We start from the raw sequence: 17,663 nt of genomic DNA, 5'->3' as shown, positions 1-17,663 counted from the left end.
GCGACAGCCGGCCCCGAGGCATACCTCCAACCCGACCCCCCCGCGCTACCACCACACAGCGCCAACCAGCAGCCCGCACCAGGCGCCCAAAACGATCACTCAAATGATCAGCTGTGCCCAGCGTGAAAGATCAAGGCTAGCGTCCCTGGTAGCGGGGCTCACGCTTCTCCTTGAACGCCAGGGTGCCCTCCTTGGCATCTTCCGTAGCGAAGATCGGCAGACCGATCTCTAGCTCGATCTTCAGCGCCTCGGCTTCCGGCAGCCCTTCGGTCGCCTGCACCGACCGCTTGATGGCCTGGACGGCGAGCGGCCCGTTGCGCGCGATCCGCTCGGCAACTGCGAGCGCCGTGTCGAGGGCCTGACCGTCGGGCACGACCCTGCCGATCAGGCCGATGTCCCGGGCCTCGGCCGCGCTGATCCGGTCGCCGGTCAGCAGCAGCTCCATTGCCTTTGTGTAGGGGATCTGCCGGCGAAGCCGCACCGTCGATCCACCGAGCGGAAACAATGCCCTGGTGACCTCGACGACGCCGAAGACCGCGCTCTCACCGGCGATCCGGATGTCGGTGCCTTGGAGGATCTCGGTGCCACCGGCCACCGCATATCCCTCCACCGCCGCGATCAGCGGCTTGCTCAACTGATGGTGGCGGAGGAGTGCCTTCCAGGCCAGGCCGGAGTCGCCGCGGAAGCGTCGAGCGGCGTCGCTGTCCTGCTGGCTGGCGTTCATCGCCTTGAGGTCCGCTCCCGCGCAGAAGTCACCCCCGGCGCCGGTGAGGATCGCGACCCGGATCTCGGGGTCGGCGTCGATCTGTTCCCAGGCGTCGGCCAGCCCCGCGAGCATGTCGAGCGAGAGCGAGTTCTTGGCGTCCGGGCGATTCATCGTGACGATCAGGACCGGCCCGGCCCGATGGGTCTCGAGATCCGCCATGTGGACTCCTAGATTCGCTCGATGATCGTGCCTGTCGCAAGTGCACCGCCGGCGCACATGGACACCAGAGCGGTGCTGCCGCCGGTCCGCTCGAGCTCATGGAGAGCAGCGGTGAGCAGCCGGGCACCGGTTGACCCGACCGGATGGCCGAGTGCGATCGCGCCGCCGTTCACGTTCACCTTGGCCAGGTCGGCCTGATGCTGGCGCGCCCAGTTCACCACCACCGCGGCGAATGCCTCGTTGACCTCGAACAGGTCGATGTCGCCGATCGACATTCCGGCCCGGTCGAGGACCCGGGTGGTGGCGGCAACTGGTCCGTTGAGGTGGTAGTGCGGATCGTCACCGATCAGGCACTGGGCGACGATCCGGGCCCGCGGGACCATCCCGAGCGCCCGGGCCCGATCGGCGGACATGAGCAGCACCGCTGCGGCGCCGTCAGAGATCTGTGAGGAGGTTCCGGCGGTGTGGAGCCCGCCGTCGAGCACCGGCTTCAACGCGGCGAGCCTCTCCAGGGACGTGTCGCGCAAACCTTGGTCTCGCTCGACCAGGCGGATCTCGCCGGTGGGTCGACCATCCGGATCGAGCACCGGCGCCGACAGCGGCACGATCTGCGACTTGAGCCGGTCCTCGGCCCACGCCCGCTCGGCCTTCTGCTGCGAGGCCAGGCCGAACTCGTCGAGATCCGCTCGACTGATCCCGAAGTCACGGGCGATCCGGTCGGCGCCGGTGAACTGGTCGGGTAGGTCGATCTGCCAACCCTCCGGGCGCGGGACTCCGGGGCCGTTGATCACCGCTGCCCCCAGGCCCACCCGGCTCATCATCTCGACGCCGCACGCCATACCGATATCGATGGCATCGCCGGCGATCAAACCGGCGACGAAATGCGCCGCCTGCTGGCTCGATCCGCACTGACAGTCGACAGTGGTCACGCCGGTGCGCTCGGGTAGGCCGGCGTGTAGCCACGCGTACCTGGCGATGTTGCTCGCCTGCTCGCCCCCCTGGGTCACACAGCCGCCGACCACCTGCTCGACCAGGCTCGGATCGAGGGCAGCGCGCATGAGAACCTCGCGCTGTACCGTGCCGAGCGCCTCGGCAGGGTGCAGACCGGCTAGCCAGCCGCCCCGCTTGCCGATCGGTGTCCGGACGGCGTCAACGATGACCGCGTCACCCATCTGCGTTCTCCCGTCCGCTCGGTGCAAAAGTAAAACACGTTCTAGTTTTTCCGCAAGCTGCGTTGACGCGGTGTCGGCGGCCCGCCAAACTAGAACGTGTTCTCCCTATCGCCGGGCGACGAGAGAGGCGCACCGCGATGACCCTCGAGATCGATGTCTACGATCCGGATCAGTACGTGCAGGGCGTGCCACACGACAAGTTCCGGCGCTTGCGTACGGAAGCTCCGGTCTATCACCACGACGACCCGCAGCAGCCCGCCGGCTATTGGGCGCTGACCCGGCACGCCGATGTTGTCTACGTCTCACGCAACCCGGAGCTCTTCTCGTCCTACGAGCGCGGTGCGCTGATGAACGAGTTCACCGGACAGCACCTGGACAACACGCGCCTGCTCATGCTGAACAAGGACGCCCCGGAGCACTCCAGGTTGCGCAGCTTGGTCAACCGCGGTTTCACCCCGCGCATGATCGCCAGGCTCGAGGCTCGGATCCAAGCCGCCTGCGACGAGATCGTCGATACCGCCGTGGCCAAGGGTAGCGGCGACTTCGTGACGCTCTGCGCCGCCGAACTCCCGCTGATCGTGATTGCCGAGCTGATGGGGGTGCCGCAGGAAGACCGGCACCGGGTGTTCGACTGGTCCAATCGCATGATCGGCTTCGATGACCCCGAGTTCCAGACATCTCCGGAGGACGGTCAGGTGGCCGCCGAGGAGATGTGGGCCTACGCCAACCAGCTGGCGGCCACGAAACGAGAGCGGATCGACGACGACATAGTCAGCAAGCTGATCGGTCCCGACGAGGAGGGGAATCAGCTCGACGAGCTCGAGTTCGACATGTTCTTCCTTCTGCTCGCGGTCGCCGGGAACGAGACGACGCGAAATGCGATCTCCGGGGGGATGCTCGCACTGATTGAGCACCCCGCGGAGTGGGAGCGACTGCGGGCCGATGCCGGGCTGCTTGCGACCGCGGCTGACGAGATCGTCCGTTGGGTAACTCCCGTGAACATGTTCCGCCGCACCGCGTTGGCCGATGTCCTGATCGGCGAACAACAAATCGTTGCCGGCGACAAGGTGGTCATCTACTACACGTCGGCGAACCGCGACGAGGAAGTCTTTACGGAGGCGCACCGGTTCGATGTGGGCCGGGATCCCAACCCGCACGTCGGCTTTGGCGGCGGCGGTCCGCATTTCTGCCTCGGTCGACACCTCGCCAAATTCGAGCTCGAGTGCATCTTCCGCTCGCTGAGCGCCCGCGTCGAGCGGGTCGAGCTGATGGGGGAGCCGCGCCGGCTCCGGTCCAACTTCATCAACGGGATCAAGGAAATGCCAGTGCGTTTCGTGTCAGCGCCGGGCGTATGAATCCCGAGGCGCTCGTCGCCCCGCACGCGATCGAGTACACCTACACCCGCTCGACCGGTCCGGTGATCGGCGCCTTCCTCACCGCGCTACGGGACCGGCGCATCCTCGGCGTTCGGGCTCGCGACGGCCGGGTTCTCGTGCCTCCGGCCGAGTACGACCCGGTGACCTCGGAGGACATCTCTGAGCTGGTCGAGGTCGGCGATGCCGGAGTGGTCACGACCTGGGTCTGGAACCCCAACCCACTGGCGGGCCAGCCGCTGGACCGGCCGTTTGCCTGGGCGCTGGTCCGGCTTGACGGGGCGGACACCGGGATGTTGGCAGCGGTGGACGTCGAAGGGCCGGCAGCCATCCGCACCGGGCTGCGGGTGCGGGTCCGCTGGGCCGAACATCGGGTCGGTTCCATCCGCGATTTGTTGTGCTTCCAGCCGGAGGATTCCGCGTGAGTGAGCCGGTGACAATTGTCCAAACGCCGATCCGGCTCGACTTCACCTATACCCCGGGGTTGGCCGCCTCGCGTTTCCTGCGCTCCATGGCGCGCGGCGAAATCGTCGGTCAGCGCTGCCCACGTTGTCGCAAGGTCTACGTGCCACCGCGCGGGGCATGCTCGATGTGCGGGGTGGCCACGGAGGAGGAGGTCCGGCTGTTGGGGACCGGGACGGTGACCACGTTCGCCGTCACCCTGGTGCCCAGCCCCGGGCTCACCCCGCCCTACGTCACGGCCTGGATCCGGCTCGACGGCGCCGACATCACCTCGATGTTCCTCGTTCAGGAGTGCGATCCGTCCGAGGTGCACCTTGGGATGCGGGTCGAACCCGTCTGGGCCCCCGAAGACGAGTGGGAGCCGAACCTCGGCAACATCCGGTATTTCCGGTCGAATGGGGAGCCGGACGCCGCGTACGAGAGCTACCGGGAGTACGCATGAACCGCCCGGTCGCGATTGTGGCGTCCGCGTCGTTCCGCTGCGCGGCGGAGGAGGAACGCAACGAGGTCGAGATGCTCATTCCGGTGATCCGGGAGGCGCTGGACCAGGGGGGCCTGGAACAGCGCGAGATCGGCTTCACGGTGTCCGGGTCCAGTGACTATCTCCAGGGTTACCCATTCGCTTTCGTGGGCGCCCTCGACGCGGTCGGCGCCTGGCCGCCGATCCGCGAGTCGCACGTCGAGATGGACGGCGCATTCGCCCTCTACGAGGCGGTCCAGGTCCTCCAGCACGCAGACCTCGACACCGCGCTGGTCTACGCCTTCGCCCGACCTTCGCGGGGGCAGCTCGACCGAACCCTCGCGCTCCAGCTCGACCCCTATCTCGTTGCACCCCTGTGGCCGGACGCCCGCAGCCTGGCCGGTCTACAGGCGCAGGCGATGCGGGACAGTGGGCGGTTCCCGGCGGTGCCCGACGTGCCACCGACCACCGTCGCGGACGGGGCAACCGCCGTGATCCTCGCGGTCGGCGATCGGGCCCGCCAGCTCACCGCCCGCCCGGCTTGGATCCGCGGCATCGACCATCGGATCGAAGCGCCGGCGCTCGGTGGGCGCGATCTCACCAACTCGCCCTCCGCCCGGCTTGCTGCCGAACGATCCGGTGCCCTGGCCGGGCGACCGGACGCGGCGTGGCTGCACACGCCCTACCCGCACCAGGAACTCATTCTGCGGGCTGCGCTCGACCTGGGGGACACGCCGGTCGACGTGGACTCCGGGCCGGTCATGGTCGCCGGGCTCACCAGGCTCGCCGCCGCGGCGCAGGCGTTGGCTACCGGGAGCGCCCGCCGGGCCATCGCGCACGCCACCAGCGGACCGTGCCTTCAGCAGAACCTCGTCGCCGTTCTCGAGGTGGATGCAGCGTGAGCGAGCGCGTCGCCGTGGTCGGTGTGGGGCAGACGAAGTACGCCGCCAAACGCCAGGACGTCTCGATGCCGGGGCTGGTCCGCGAAGCCGCGGTCCGGGCGCTCGACGACGCTGGCCTCGGTTGGCAGGACATCGACGCGGTCGTCGTCGGCAAGGCCCCGGACATGTTCGAAGGCGTCATGATGCCGGAGCTTTACCTCGCGGATGCGCTCGGTGCGGTCGGCAAACCGATGCTGCGGGTGCACACGGCTGGAAGTGTCGGTGGCTCGACCGGCGTGATGGCGTCGCACCTGGTGGCCGCCGGCACGCACCGACGGGTCCTCGCAGTCTGCTTCGAGAAACAGTCGGAGAGCAACGCAACATGGGCGCTCTCCATCCGGTTGCCTTTCAACCCGGGGCTGGTCACGGGCGCCGGTGGCTACTTCGCCCCGATCATCCGGTCCTACATTCGTCGGGCCGGTGCTCCGGAACACATCGGAATCCGGGTTGCGGTCAAGGATCGGCTCAATGCCCTGAAGAATCCCTACGCCCATCTCCAGCTGCCGGACATCGACGAGGAGACCGTACGCGCTTCGCCGATGCTGTGGGAGCCGCTCCGCTACCTCGAAACCTGTCCGTCCTCGGATGGGGCCTGCGCGGTCGTCCTGGCCGACGAACGCACTGCCGACGCGGCTGAGAAACCGGTTGCCTGGCTGCATGGCACAGCGCTGCGCAGCGAGCCGACCATCGGGGCGGGTCGCGACGTCGTAAATCCGCACGCTGGGCGTGATTGTGCGAACGATGTGTACCGGCAGGCCGGGATCACCGATCCGCGTCGGGAGATCGACTGTGCGGAGATTTACGTCCCCTTCAGCTGGTACGAGCCGATGTGGCTGGAGAATCTAGGCTTCGCCGACGAAGGAACCGGATGGAAACTCGTCGACGACGGCACCACCGCCCTCGACGGTGATTTGCCGATCAACCCGTCCGGCGGTGTCCTGTCCAGCAACCCGATCGGCGCTTCCGGGATGTGCCGTTTCGCCGAGGCGGCGCTACAGGTCCGTGGCCTTGCCGGGGAGCACCAGGTCGAGGGCGCTCGGCGCGCCCTCGGGCACGCATATGGCGGTGGTTCGCAGTTCTTCGCGATGTGGGTCGTCGGGAGTGACAAGCCATGAAGCTCGAGGGCAGGGTCGCGATCGTTACGGGCGGAGCCCGCGGGATGGGAGCGGCCGAAGTGCGCCGATTGCACGAGGAGGGAGCCAGCGTCGTTGTAGCCGACATTCTTCAGGACGAGGGGAACGCGCTCGCGGCCGAGCTCGGCGACCGGGTGCGGTTCGCCCTACTGGACGTGACGTCGGAGGACCACTGGAGCGCGGTCGTGTCGCTGGCCGAGCGTGATTTCGGTCGGCTGGACGTGTTGGTGAACAACGCGGGAATCCTGCGCTTCGCCGCCATCGAAGACTGCTCCCTGGAGGAATTTCACCTGGTCCTGGAGGTCAACCTGATTGGCACATTCCTCGGAATCCGGGCAGCTGTCCCGGCGATGCGACGGGTGGGCGGTGGCTCCATCGTCAACATCTCTTCGACGGAAGGGCTTGCTGGCACGGTGTTCTGCGGGGCCTACACAGCGAGCAAGTTCGGTGTCCGCGGACTGACCAAGGTGGCCGCACTCGAGTACGGCAAGGAGAAGATCCGGGTCAACTCGGTACACCCAGGTGGGATCGACACCCCGATGACGCGGGCGGTCATGGACGAGGACGGCCGCAAGTACGTCGCGTCGCGCGTGTCGGGACTCAAACGTATGGGTGAGGCCGAGGAGGTGGCGTCTGTCGTGGCCTTCCTCGCCGGTGACGACAGCTCTTACTGCACGGGAGCTGAGTTCGTGGTCGATGGGGGCGTCACGGCCTCCGCGGGGTTCTGAGATGTACGTCGCCTACACCGAGGAGCAGCTGGCGCTCCGAGACGAGCTCAGGGCCTACTTCGGTCGACTGGTTACATCAGATATCGCGGAGGAGATGGCCGCGGGCGAGATGGGGGGTCCGCGTGTGCTCGAGGCGGTCCGCCAGATGGGCCGGGACGGGTGGCTAGGCGTTGGTTGGCCCATCGAGTACGGCGGCCGTGGCTTCGGACCCATGGAGCAATTCGTCTTCTACGACGAAGCTCAGCGGGCGGGCGCCCCGGTGCCATTCCTTACCATCAACACGGTCGGGCCCGCACTCATGCAGTTCGGCACCGAGGCGATGAAAACCGAGCTGCTGCCGCGGATCCTCAGGGGCGAATGTCTCTTTTCGATTGGGTACTCGGAGCCCACCGCCGGGACCGACCTGGCTTCGCTCACCACCCGTGCGGTGCGGGACGGGGACCAGTGGGTTATCAACGGCCAGAAGATATTCACCAGCCTCACTGACCATGCCGACTACATCTGGCTGGCCTGCCGGACCGACCCCGATGCCCCTAAGCACAAGGGGATCTCGATCATCCTGGTGCCCACGGGTGCGATCGGGTTCTCGTACACGCCGATCCGCACAATCGGTGACGCGTCGACCTACGCGACGTACTACGAGGACGTCCACGTCCCGGTGACGAATACCGTTGGCGAGGTCAACCAAGGCTGGACCGTGATCGTCACCCAGCTGAACTACGAACGGGTGTCGTTGGCTTCGCCGGCGATCCTCGAACGTGCCTATCTCGAGACACGACACTGGGCGCAGGAGACGAAGCTGGCGGACGGCCGCCGCGTGGTCGATCAGGAATGGGTACAGATCCACCTGGCCCGGGTGCATGCCCGGCTCGAGGCCTTGCGACTGCTCAACTGGAAGTCGATCTGGGGCGATGTAATCGGGAAGGTCAATCCGGCCGACTCGTCGGCGACGAAAGTATTCGGCACCACCCAGTTTTGCGAGTGCTACGGCCAGCTGCTGGAGGTTGTGGGCGCGGCCGGAATCCTGAAGCGCGGCTCGCCTGGGAGTGCCCTGCACGGAAGGCTCGAGCGCGCCTACCGGGGCACGCTCATCCTCACCTTTGGTGGTGGGACCAACGAGGTGCAGCGGGACCTGATCGCCATCTTCGGACTGGGCATGCCCCGGTCGTTGCGCTGAGCGGGAGAGTAGGGATCGTGGATCTCGGGATCAGCGAAGACCAGCAGGCCATCCAGGAGTTGGCTCGCAGGATTCTTCTCGATCGGGTCACCCATGAACATCTCGCGGGCCTCGAGTCGGCCAGCTGGTCGGTCTTCGACCGGCACCTGTGGGGACAACTGGCCGCCGCCGGCCTGACCGGCATTGCGATTCCCGAGGAGCACGGTGGGGCCGGCCGGAGCTTCCTCGAGCTGGCGGTCGTGCTCGAGGAGGTAGGTCGGGCAGTCGCGCCGGTGCCGGCGGTCGCGACGCTCGCACTCGGCGCGATGCCGATCGCCCGGTTCGGATCCGCCGAGCTGGCGGCACGTCTGCTGCCCGGCGTTGCCGATGGATCCCTGATCCTCACGGCCGCGCTGGCCGAACCGGGGGAGATCGATCCGCTGGTGCCTTCGACAACCGCGGCTCGCTCCGGTGCCGGGTGGACGCTGAACGGGGAGAAGGCGTTCGTGCCCTACGGCGACTTGGCCGACTGGATCGTCGTGTCGGCGACCGCCGCGGGGTCGGGGCCAGCGCTGTTCGTCGTGCCTCGGACCGCAGTCGGATTGCGGTTCACGGAGCTCCATACCACGAACCGGGAGCCGCAAGCGTCGTTAGAGCTGCAAGGCGTCGAAGTCCCGGATGCGGATGTCTTGGCCGGACCGTTGGTGGGGCAAGACGCGCTTAGACTCCTGGTGCTGCACGGGACGGCTGCGCTGTGCTGCGTCGCGGCCGGGGTGTGCCAGCGAGCGCTGGAGATGACCGCGGAGTACACCGCGAAGCGCGAGCAGTTCGGCAAGCCGATCGCGTCGTTCCAGGCGGTGGGCCAGCGAGCCGCTGACGCCTACATCGACACCCAGATCGTCCGGCTCACGGCGGTCCAAGCGGCGTGGCGGCTCTCGGTGGGCTGGCCGGCGGCCGACGAGGTTGCCGTGGCGAAATTCTGGGCTGGTGACGGCGGATCGCGGGTCGTCCATGCCGCCCAGCACCTGCACGGCGGCCTCGGCGTCGACCTTGACTACCCGCTGCACCGCTACTTTCTGTGGATCAAACAGATCGAGCACGAGCTCGGGTCACCCACCCGCCAGCTGGCCACGCTGGGCGCGGCGCTCGCCGCGGCCCCCGTCTGAGGAAGGCTGGGTCGTGGAGTTCAACCTAGCCGACATCTTCGAGAGCGTTGTCGACGTCGTCGGGGAACGCGAGGCACTTGTCTGCGGGGACCGTCGACTGAGCTATGCCCAACTCGATGCGCGAGCGAACCGGCTCGCGCATCATCTCATCGCCGCTGGCATTCGACCCGGCGAGCATGTCGGGGTTCAGCTCTACAATGGACCCGAATACGTCGAGACGATGATCGCTTGCCTGAAGGTTCGTGCTGTTCCAATCAACGTCAACTATCGGTACGTGGAAGACGAGCTGGCCCACCTGTTCACGGATGCGGACCTGGTCGCGTTGGTGCACGACGTGGAGTTCTCCGCCCGGGTGCGGGCGGTCGCCCCGAGCGTCGCGACGTTGCGCCAGATGCTGGAGGTCGGCTCCAGCAGGGCAGATGGCTACGAGCCGGCGCTGGCAGCACAGTCCGAGCGACGGGACTTCCCGGCCAGATCGGGTGACGACCTTTACGTCATCTACACCGGGGGGACCACCGGAATGCCCAAGGGCGTCATGTGGCGCCAGGAGGACATCTTTTTCGCAGGCATGGGCGGTGGCGAGCCGGTGGGCACCCCGGTGAGCCGAGCGGAGGAGGTTGCGGAACGGGCCTCTGGTCGGGGTCGGTTGGTGATGTTCCCGGTCGCACCACTGATGCACGGAGCGGCCCAGCTGGCCACCTGGATCGGATTCCTGCAGGCCGCCACCGTGGTTCTAGTCCGTAAGTACGACCCCGTCGACGTGCTGCGGACCATCGAACGGGAGCGGGCGAACTCGCTTTCCATCGTCGGCGATGCGATGGCCCGCCCGTTGGTCGAGGCTCTCGCCGGACCGCTGGCCGGTACCGACGTGTCCTCCGTTCTGGTGGTGAGCTCTGCCGGTGCGATCCTGTCGGAATCGGTCCGCTCCCGACTCCAGCAGCTCATGCCGACCACCCTGCTCCTCGACAACTTCGGGGCCTCCGAAACCGGTTTCCAGGGCACGGGAACCGCCGGCTCCAGTCCGGACACCGGCCTGCGTTTCGCGTTGAACGAACGGACCGCCGTGCTCGACGACCAACTGCGCCGGGTGCTTCCCGGCTCCGGGGTGATCGGGCGGGTAGCCCAGCGGCATCGGGTTCCGCTGGGCTACTACAAGGATCCGGTCAAGACCGCCGAGAGCTTCGTCACCATCGATGACGAGCGATGGGTACTGCTCGGTGACATGGCCACCGTGGAGGCTGACGGCACGATCGCGGTGCTCGGCCGAGGTGCGGTGTGCGTCAATACCGGCGGCGAAAAGGTATACCCGGAGGAGGTCGAGGCCGTCCTCAAGGGCCATCCGGCCGTGTATGACGTCGTGGTCGCCGGGATCCCCGACCTGCGATACGGCCAGCGGGTTGCGGCCGTGGTCGAGCTCCGTCCAGACACGCCGGCGCCGAGCCTGGCCGATCTCGAGGACTACTGCCGCACCCGGTTGGCCAGGTACAAGCTGCCCCGGGCGGTCGTGTTCGTCGACCGGATTCGCCGATCGCCGAGTGGCAAGGCGGACTATCCCTGGGCCAGCCGGGTTGCCCGGGACGGCTCGACGGCCGGTGTCGGGTGAGCACGGCGGCCACCGCCGAGGTCCCGGCCTCGCAGCAGGCCAGGCGGGAGCGGATCCTCGACGCCGCCGTCGAACTGGCCACCGAGGGTGGCTACAACGCCGTGCAGATGCGGGAGGTGGCCGACCGGGCGGGGGTGGCCCTCGGGACGCTTTACCGCTACTTCCCGTCCAAGGTGAACCTGCTGGTGGCCGCGATGGGCCGGACCCTGGGACAGCTGCGCGACAGCGCCGCGCGAGGCAATGACGACCCGAACCTCGCCCCAGGAGAGCGGGTCTACCGGGTAGTTGCGGCCGTCACCCGCTTCCTCGCCCGCAACCGCCGGCTCTCCGGGGCCATGCTCCGGGCTTTGATGTCGGCCGACGCGTCGGCCGCCGTCGACGTCGACGCGGTCGGCGCGACACTGGTGTCGATCATCGCGTCCGCGGGCGGCGAGGAGGGCGCCGCGAGCCCCGGGCGGGACACGCTCGTTGCCCACGTCATCGGCAAGGTGTGGCTGGCTGACGTCCTCGCGCTGCTGTCCGGTCGGATGACCGTGGCGGCGGTGCTCAAAGACCTGGAGCACACGATCGATCTCGTAATGCGCTAGGGCGACGAGTCCGGGGGTCGGTTGTGCACCCAGCGCAGGAACCGCTCGACGGCGCGCACCACATGGGCGCTGCGGATCGACGGAAACACGTCGAAGGCGTGCTGTGCGCCGGGCAACTCCGCATAGACCACCGGGGATGTGGAGACGGTGCGCAGCCGCTCGACGAAGGCCCGGGTCTCCGCGACCGGGACGAGCGAGTCGTGTCGCCCGTGCACGACGAAGAACGGTGGGGCATCCGGGCCGGCCAGGAAAAGGGGGGAGGCCTGCTCGTACACCTCGCGGTCGTGGCGGGGGTCGCGGCGGATGACCACGCGCGCGAGGAACCGGTCCCTTCGAAGTTCGGCGGCCCTTGTCCCGGTCGTGGCGGCGAGGTCGTAGACGCCGTAGTGCGGGATACAGGCCTGGACCGTCGTGTCGGCCGCCTCGAAGCCCGGCTGGAGGTTCGGTTGGTTCGGGGTCAGCGCCAACATCGCAGCCAGATGGCCGCCGGCCGAACCTCCGGTGACCGCGACGAAATCCGGGTCGCCCCCGTAGCTGGCGATGTTGTCCCGAATCCAGGCGAGGCTGCGCTTGAGGTCGATCAGATGCTCCGGCCAGTGGGCGCGCGGTGAAAGCCGGTAGTTAGGTGCGACACAGACCCAGCCACGCGCAGCCAGGTGCGTCATCAGGGGCAGGCCTTGCTGGTCCTTTCGACCGATAACCCAGGCACCCCCGTGGATCTGTAGCAGGACCGGCAACCCGGTACCGCCGCGCCGGGGCAGGTAGACGTCGAGCCGGTGGCGGGGATGGCCGTCACCCCAGTAGTCGAGGTCCGCGACCCGGCGCACGTCCTCCTGTTTCATCGTGAAGGGCCTGGCGATCTGGCGCCATGGAGTGGCCAGGTCGGTGCGGTCCGGCGCTGGATCGAGCCGGGCCACATAGTCGTCCCCCAGGTCGTCGGTGAGCGCCCGCTCGAGTACCCGATGGGAGTGCTGGCTCTGCACGATCAGTCCGCCAAGCCCCACTGCCGCGGCGGCGTTCATGCCGAGCGCGAGCCGATCGCGCCTGTCGCCGAGCCCGGAATGCGTCAGGTGCACCGCTGTGCCGAGGCCGGTCAGGGCGAGCAGGTGGGGGGCGAGTTCCGATGTGAGCCACCCGGCGAAGAAGCTCGGGATCGAGAGCGGGTTAGCGCCGCCCATGGGGCGCAGCGCATTGGCGGTCAGCAGGACGCCCGTGGTCGACAAACGCTGGAAGCTTCGGCCCATGCCGCAAGTCTGCCGGGCGGGGGTGGGCAACCGGACGGGGCATGGCCGCAGCGCCTAGGCTGAGGCCATGCAGCGGCTCGGTGGGATGGACGCGACCTTTCTCTACTTCGAGACGTCCACGATGCATATGCACGTGCTGGGGTTGATGCTCATCGATCCTTCGACCATGCCGCAGGGCTATTCCTTCGACCGGCTACACGGCTACATCGATAAGCGGATGGGCCTGGTGCCGGGCTTCCGGCGCAAACTTGCGACCGTCCCGTTCAACCTGTCCCGCCCCTACTGGGTCGAGGACCCCGACTTCGATCTCGACTACCACCTGCGCCGGATCGCCGTGCCGGCCCCCGGTGGTCACCATGAGCTCGCGGACTTGGTCGGGGCCATCGCCAGCCGCCCCCTGGACCGGTCCCGCCCGCTCTGGGAGTTCTGGGTGGTCGAGGGGCTGGCCAGCGGAGAGATCGCCATCATCAGCAAGGTTCACCACAGCACGATCGACGGTGTCACGGGCGCCAACATGATGGCCGAACTGTTCGATCTCGAGCCCGACCCGCCGGACCGGGACGTTCCGGACAGTTGGGAGCCGGAGCGCCGCCCTGGTGACGTCGAACTGTTCGCCCGTGCCCTCTACGACGTCGTTGGCCGTCCGGTCGGCGTCGCGAGGTTGCTCCCCGGCACGCTGATCGGCGTCGGCAAGCTGCTGGTCGGTCGCGCACGACGAGACGCTCCGGGGATGCCGGCACCGTTCACGGCGCCACGCACGGCGTTCAACGCTACGGTGACGGCCCACCGCAACGTCGCGTTCACGAACGTCAGCCTGGCTGATGTCAAACTTGTGAAGGACGCGTTCGGCGTGAAGGTCAACGATGTCGTCGTGGCGATCTGCTCCGGCGCCCTGCGCCGCTACCTCGAGGCGCGTGGCGAGCTACCCGACCGCTCGCTGATCGCGGCGATCCCGGTGTCCGTGCACGCCACCGAGGGCGACCGCGAGGGCACGACGAAGGTCTCGGTGATGTTCACGACCTTGGCCAGCGACATACCTGATCCTGGCGAGCGGCTGCGCGCGATCGCGGAGACGAACGAGGGAGCCAAAGCGGACCACGAGATGGTCGGGGCGCAGCTACTCCAGGACTGGGCCGAGCACGCCGCGCCCAACACCTTCTCGCTGGCCGCCCGGGTCTACTCCAGCCTGCGGATCGCGGACCGGCATCCGGTCGTGCACAACCTGATCATCTCGAACGTCCCGGGCCCCCCCATCCCCCTGTTCTTCGGTGGCGGCCGGCTCACCGGCATGTACCCGCTCGGCCCGGTTATGGACGGCGCCGGCCTCAACGTCACCGTGCTGTCGAATCAGGACCGGCTCGGCTTCGGCATGATCTCCTGCCGCGAGCTGATGCCCCAGCTGTGGGATCTCGTCGACGCCGTGCCCGCAGCCCTCGCGGAGCTCGTGCGGGCAGCCGACGAGTTGCCCGGGGGTCGGTCCGCAGCGACGCCGAGAAAAGCTCGGGCGACTCCGCGTCAGGGCCGTCCGGCCTGATCGATTCGGCGGACCACCGAGTCGCAGGCGGCGCGAAGTACGGGCACGAACTCATCGGCACCGAGCACCAGCGCGGCATGGTGACCGGCGACGTCGAAGGAGATCGCACCCGGTATCGCGGCCGCGAGGCTGCGTTGACGTCGGGTCGGAACGAACCGGTCTCGGGTCATGACGATCACGCTGGTCGGAATGTCCACCCGCCGGATCCAGGCCGAGGAATCGAACCGCCCCAGCTCATCGAGTGCGGCGAGCATCGACCACACGCTCGTGCTGCGGAATTCCCGCATGGCCCAGCGGGACAGTTCGTCCTGGTAACCGTTGCCGTCCAGCGCAGCGACTCGCGTGCCGAGCTGTTCCACTCGGCCATGGGCGTGCCCACCGAAGCGCGCCATCGACGCCCGGGTCAGCTGGAACCAGAGCCGCTCCCCGACCTTTCCCCGGTAGTTGCGAGCGGTCGCCGCAAGCACCAAGCCGGCCACCCGGGACCGGTGCCGGCGCCAGATCAACTGGGCGACCGCGCCGCCCATCGAATACCCGACGACGACGAAACGGTCGAGGCCGAGCAGGTCGGCGACCGCGACCGCGTCGTCGGCGCAATCAACCAGCCGGAATTCGCGGGACCGGATTCCCGACCCGTGCCAGCGCTGGTCGAAGGCCACGACGCGGTAGCGCTCTGCGAGCGTCTCGAGTGAGGGATACCAACTCAGCCGCGCCGTGGTCCCCAGCGCGTGGAGGAGAACGAGCGTCTGGGCATCAGGTGGCCCGGGCAAGTCGATGACGGACGTCGTGCCGCGGCCGGGTAGCTCGACCAGTCGCGTCGTCGGAACGGTGGCCGGCCTGGGGGCAGTTACCAGCCGACCCAGGGCTTTGCCGGCCCAGAGCGTCCAGTCCATCACGCCCGTCGCTCAGCAGCCGCCCACCCTCGCGCGGGATCCGGCCAGGCGCTGGTATCCGAAAAATGAAACACGTTCTAGTATATGCCGTTCGACCGTGTGCGACCACTACCGGCAGGGTGGGTGAATGGGCCTCGGTATCGGTGAAGAGCAGGAGGCGCTCGGCGCATCCGTGCGCGGCTGGGCGCTGCGTTCACAGGTCGCCGCGAGTGCCCGGTCGGCAGCCGAGTCCGACGCCGACGAGCTGCCGTCCTGGTGGGATTCGCTCGCCGGTCAGGGCCTGGTCGCGGCGGCGGCTGAGGGCGGCGGCCCGGAACTCGCTGTGATCCTCGACGAGTTGGGCCGCTGCGTCGCGCCCGGACCGTACCTGCCGACCGTCCTGGCCGCGGTTCTCGTGCAGGGGCGGCCACCTGCGCCTGAACTGCTCCCCGGGATTCTGGACGGCTCGGCGCCGGTGGCGGTTGCGCTCGGCGACCAGACGCTCGTCGGCCGACCGGACGGGGGTGGCGTTGTCGCGGCCGGGGACGTCGGCCTGCTGCTCGGCGGTGCCGCCGTCCGGCTCTGCCTGGTGCCCGTCGACCTCGGCGACCGGCGTGCGTGGTACGTCGTGGACGCGGCTGACGTCACCCTTACCTCGAGGCCGGGTATGGACCCGGGCCGGCGGATCGCGCGGTTGTCCACGGCCGGGATCAGGCTCGGCGCAGGCCGACGGCTCGATGGGGTCGACTCCGACATGGTCCGGGACTGGGCGGTGGTCCTGCTCTCGGCTGAGGCCGCCGGGATCGCCGGGTGGTGCCTCGACACCGCGTGTGGCCATGCCCGCGACCGGATCCAGTTCGGCCGCCCGATCGGGGCCTTCCAGGCGGTCAAGCATCGCTGCGCCGACATGCTGGTGGAAGTTGAGTTGGCCCGGGCGGCTGCGTGGGATGCCGCCCGCGCGGTAAGCAGCACCGGAGCCTCTGCCGACGAGCGCCGGCTGGCGGTTGCAACCGCCGGGGCCGTCTGCCTGGAGGCGGCCGTCGGTTGCGCGAAGGCTTGTATCCAAATCCTCGGCGGGATCGGCTTCACCTGGGAGCACGACGCCCATCTCTATCTCAAGCGCGCCGTGGCCAGCCGCCAGCTTGTCGGCGGTACGGAGCTTTGGAGACGCCGTGCCGCGATCACCGCCAGAGCCGGAGGTCGCCGGGGCCGGAAGATCGACCTGCCGGTCGCCGCCGAGAGCTACCGGCCCGAAGTTCGGTCCTTTCTCGACTCGATCGGCCCTGAAGACGCGGTCGGGAGGCGTCGGCGGATCGCGGAGTCTGGCTATCTGGTCCCGCACTGGCCCGCGCCGTACGGTCGGGATGCGGGCCCCCTCGAGCAGCTGGTGATCGACGAGGAGTTCCGCCGGTCCGGCGTCGAGCGCCCCGATCTGGTCATCGGCAACTGGGCGCTACCCACGATCTTGCAGTACGGGACGGCGGAGCAGCGGGCCCGGTTCGTCCCACCGACTTTGGCCGGCGAGATCTCCTGGTGCCAGATGTTCAGCGAACCCGAAGCCGGGTCTGACCTGGCGTCCCTGCAGACGAGGGCGGTCCGGGTCGATGGGGGTTGGTCCATCTCCGGGCAGAAGGTATGGACGTCGTCCGCGCGCCAGGCGGACTGGGCGATCTGCCTGGCCCGTACCGGCTCGGATGGGCAAAGACGGCACGAGGGGATCACCTACTTCCTGATTGACATGACCAGCCCAGGGATCGATGTGCGTCCGCTGCGCGAACTGACCGGGGAGGCGTTGTTCAACGAAATCTTCCTGTCCGATGTCTTCGTCGCCGACGACTGCGTCGTGGGCGAGGTGGGTCGCGGCTGGAGCCTGGCCAGGACGACGCTCGCGAACGAGCGGGTGGCCATGAGCAGCGGCTCGGCCTTCCCGTCCGGGGTCGAGGACGTGCTGGAGGGCCTTGCCGGGACTGGCCACCTCGACGATCAGGGTGTATTGGACCGCGTGGGGCGGCTCGTGTGTCTGGCTCAGGCGGACGGCATGCTCGGGCTCCGATCCACCCTCGCTCGGGTGTCTGGCACCGATCCGGGGGCTGCCTCGAGCGTCCGCAAGCTCGTCGGCATGCACCTGCGCCAGGATGCGGCGGAGCTCGGTCTCGAACTGCTCGGGCCGGAGGCCGCCCCCGAACAGACCGCGGCCTACCACCGCTTCCTGGCGAGCCGGGCACTGACGATCGCTGGTGGGACGAGCGAGGTTCTCCGCAATGTCGTCGGGGAGCGCATCCTCGGCTTGCCGCGGGGCTAGGGAGG

Annotated in this window: 16 protein-coding genes; 12 read left to right on the top strand and 4 right to left on the bottom strand. The window is 68.3% G+C overall.

Going from position 1 to position 17,663, the window contains the following annotated elements:
- Positions 1 to 136: 136 nt before the first annotated feature.
- Both VNG13_11425 and VNG13_11420 read right to left on the bottom strand, forming a co-directional pair.
- Entirely contained in the window at positions 137 to 925 is a 789-nt protein-coding gene (locus VNG13_11425) for a crotonase/enoyl-CoA hydratase family protein (GenBank protein HVA61129.1), read from the bottom strand.
- Between the two features lie 8 nt (positions 926 to 933).
- Complete coding sequence (locus VNG13_11420; GenBank protein HVA61128.1) at positions 934 to 2,097, bottom strand: steroid 3-ketoacyl-CoA thiolase; 1,164 nt, start codon at positions 2,095 to 2,097, stop codon at positions 934 to 936.
- Positions 2,098 to 2,234: 137 nt separating this feature from the next.
- On the opposite strand from VNG13_11420, the gene VNG13_11415 reads away from it, so the two are divergent.
- Genes VNG13_11415 through VNG13_11370 form a run of 10 tightly spaced genes read left to right on the top strand, consistent with a single transcriptional unit; the run spans position 2,235 to position 11,706 of the window.
- Positions 2,235 to 3,452, top strand: a complete 1,218-nt coding sequence (locus VNG13_11415; protein HVA61127.1) for a cytochrome P450 — start codon at positions 2,235 to 2,237, stop codon at positions 3,450 to 3,452.
- Complete coding sequence (locus VNG13_11410) at positions 3,449 to 3,895, top strand: OB-fold domain-containing protein (protein HVA61126.1); 447 nt, start codon at positions 3,449 to 3,451, stop codon at positions 3,893 to 3,895. The genes VNG13_11415 and VNG13_11410 overlap by 4 nt, the downstream gene beginning before the upstream one ends.
- Positions 3,892 to 4,374 (top strand): Zn-ribbon domain-containing OB-fold protein, encoded by a 483-nt coding sequence (locus tag VNG13_11405; protein ID HVA61125.1) that lies wholly within the window; start codon positions 3,892 to 3,894, stop codon positions 4,372 to 4,374. The genes VNG13_11410 and VNG13_11405 overlap by 4 nt, the downstream gene beginning before the upstream one ends.
- Positions 4,371 to 5,294: a lipid-transfer protein gene (locus VNG13_11400; protein HVA61124.1), complete on the top strand. Its 924-nt coding sequence runs from the start codon at positions 4,371 to 4,373 to the stop codon at positions 5,292 to 5,294. The genes VNG13_11405 and VNG13_11400 overlap by 4 nt, the downstream gene beginning before the upstream one ends.
- Positions 5,291 to 6,448 (top strand): thiolase domain-containing protein, encoded by a 1,158-nt coding sequence (locus tag VNG13_11395; protein ID HVA61123.1) that lies wholly within the window; start codon positions 5,291 to 5,293, stop codon positions 6,446 to 6,448. The genes VNG13_11400 and VNG13_11395 overlap by 4 nt, the downstream gene beginning before the upstream one ends.
- A complete protein-coding gene (locus VNG13_11390) occupies positions 6,445 to 7,194 on the top strand; it encodes a glucose 1-dehydrogenase (protein ID HVA61122.1) in 750 nt (249 codons plus the stop codon). Before VNG13_11395 ends, VNG13_11390 begins: the two co-directional genes overlap by 4 nt.
- 1 nt (position 7,195) lies before the next feature.
- The gene (locus tag VNG13_11385) at positions 7,196 to 8,371 is read left to right on the top strand and encodes an acyl-CoA dehydrogenase family protein (protein HVA61121.1); all 1,176 of its coding nucleotides are present in this window, start codon (positions 7,196 to 7,198) and stop codon (positions 8,369 to 8,371) included.
- 17 nt (positions 8,372 to 8,388) lie between these two features.
- Complete coding sequence (locus tag VNG13_11380) at positions 8,389 to 9,516, top strand: acyl-CoA dehydrogenase family protein (GenBank protein HVA61120.1); 1,128 nt, start codon at positions 8,389 to 8,391, stop codon at positions 9,514 to 9,516.
- Between the two features lie 13 nt (positions 9,517 to 9,529).
- Positions 9,530 to 11,119 carry an acyl-CoA synthetase gene (locus VNG13_11375; GenBank protein HVA61119.1) on the top strand — a complete coding sequence of 530 codons (1,590 nt, stop codon included), beginning with the start codon at positions 9,530 to 9,532 and terminating at the stop codon, positions 11,117 to 11,119.
- Positions 11,116 to 11,706, top strand: a complete 591-nt coding sequence (locus VNG13_11370) for a TetR family transcriptional regulator (protein HVA61118.1) — start codon at positions 11,116 to 11,118, stop codon at positions 11,704 to 11,706. The genes VNG13_11375 and VNG13_11370 overlap by 4 nt, the downstream gene beginning before the upstream one ends.
- On the opposite strand, the gene VNG13_11365 is transcribed toward VNG13_11370, so the two are convergent.
- Positions 11,703 to 12,950, bottom strand: coding sequence for an alpha/beta hydrolase (locus VNG13_11365; GenBank protein ID HVA61117.1), 1,248 nt, complete (start codon positions 12,948 to 12,950; stop codon positions 11,703 to 11,705). The genes VNG13_11370 and VNG13_11365 overlap by 4 nt on opposite strands.
- A 67-nt stretch (positions 12,951 to 13,017) precedes the next feature.
- Between VNG13_11365 and VNG13_11360 the strand changes: the two genes are divergently transcribed.
- Positions 13,018 to 14,484 carry a wax ester/triacylglycerol synthase family O-acyltransferase gene (locus VNG13_11360; GenBank protein ID HVA61116.1) on the top strand — a complete coding sequence of 489 codons (1,467 nt, stop codon included), beginning with the start codon at positions 13,018 to 13,020 and terminating at the stop codon, positions 14,482 to 14,484.
- On the opposite strand, the gene VNG13_11355 is transcribed toward VNG13_11360, so the two are convergent.
- The gene (locus VNG13_11355) at positions 14,466 to 15,377 is read right to left on the bottom strand and encodes an alpha/beta hydrolase (GenBank protein ID HVA61115.1); all 912 of its coding nucleotides are present in this window, start codon (positions 15,375 to 15,377) and stop codon (positions 14,466 to 14,468) included. The genes VNG13_11360 and VNG13_11355 overlap by 19 nt on opposite strands.
- Before the next feature lie 127 nt (positions 15,378 to 15,504).
- Here VNG13_11355 and VNG13_11350 point away from each other — a divergent pair, with 127 nt between their 5' ends.
- Positions 15,505 to 17,658, top strand: coding sequence for an acyl-CoA dehydrogenase (locus VNG13_11350; GenBank protein ID HVA61114.1), 2,154 nt, complete (start codon positions 15,505 to 15,507; stop codon positions 17,656 to 17,658).
- The last annotated feature ends 5 nt before the right edge of the window (positions 17,659 to 17,663 follow it).

It is taken from the genome of Mycobacteriales bacterium, assembly GCA_035533475.1.
In the GTDB taxonomy this organism is placed as follows: Bacteria; Actinomycetota; Actinomycetes; order DATLTS01; family DATLTS01; genus DATLTS01.
The sequence above is the reverse complement of the archived record's forward strand: the minus strand, read 5'-3'. Positions and strand labels throughout refer to the sequence as shown.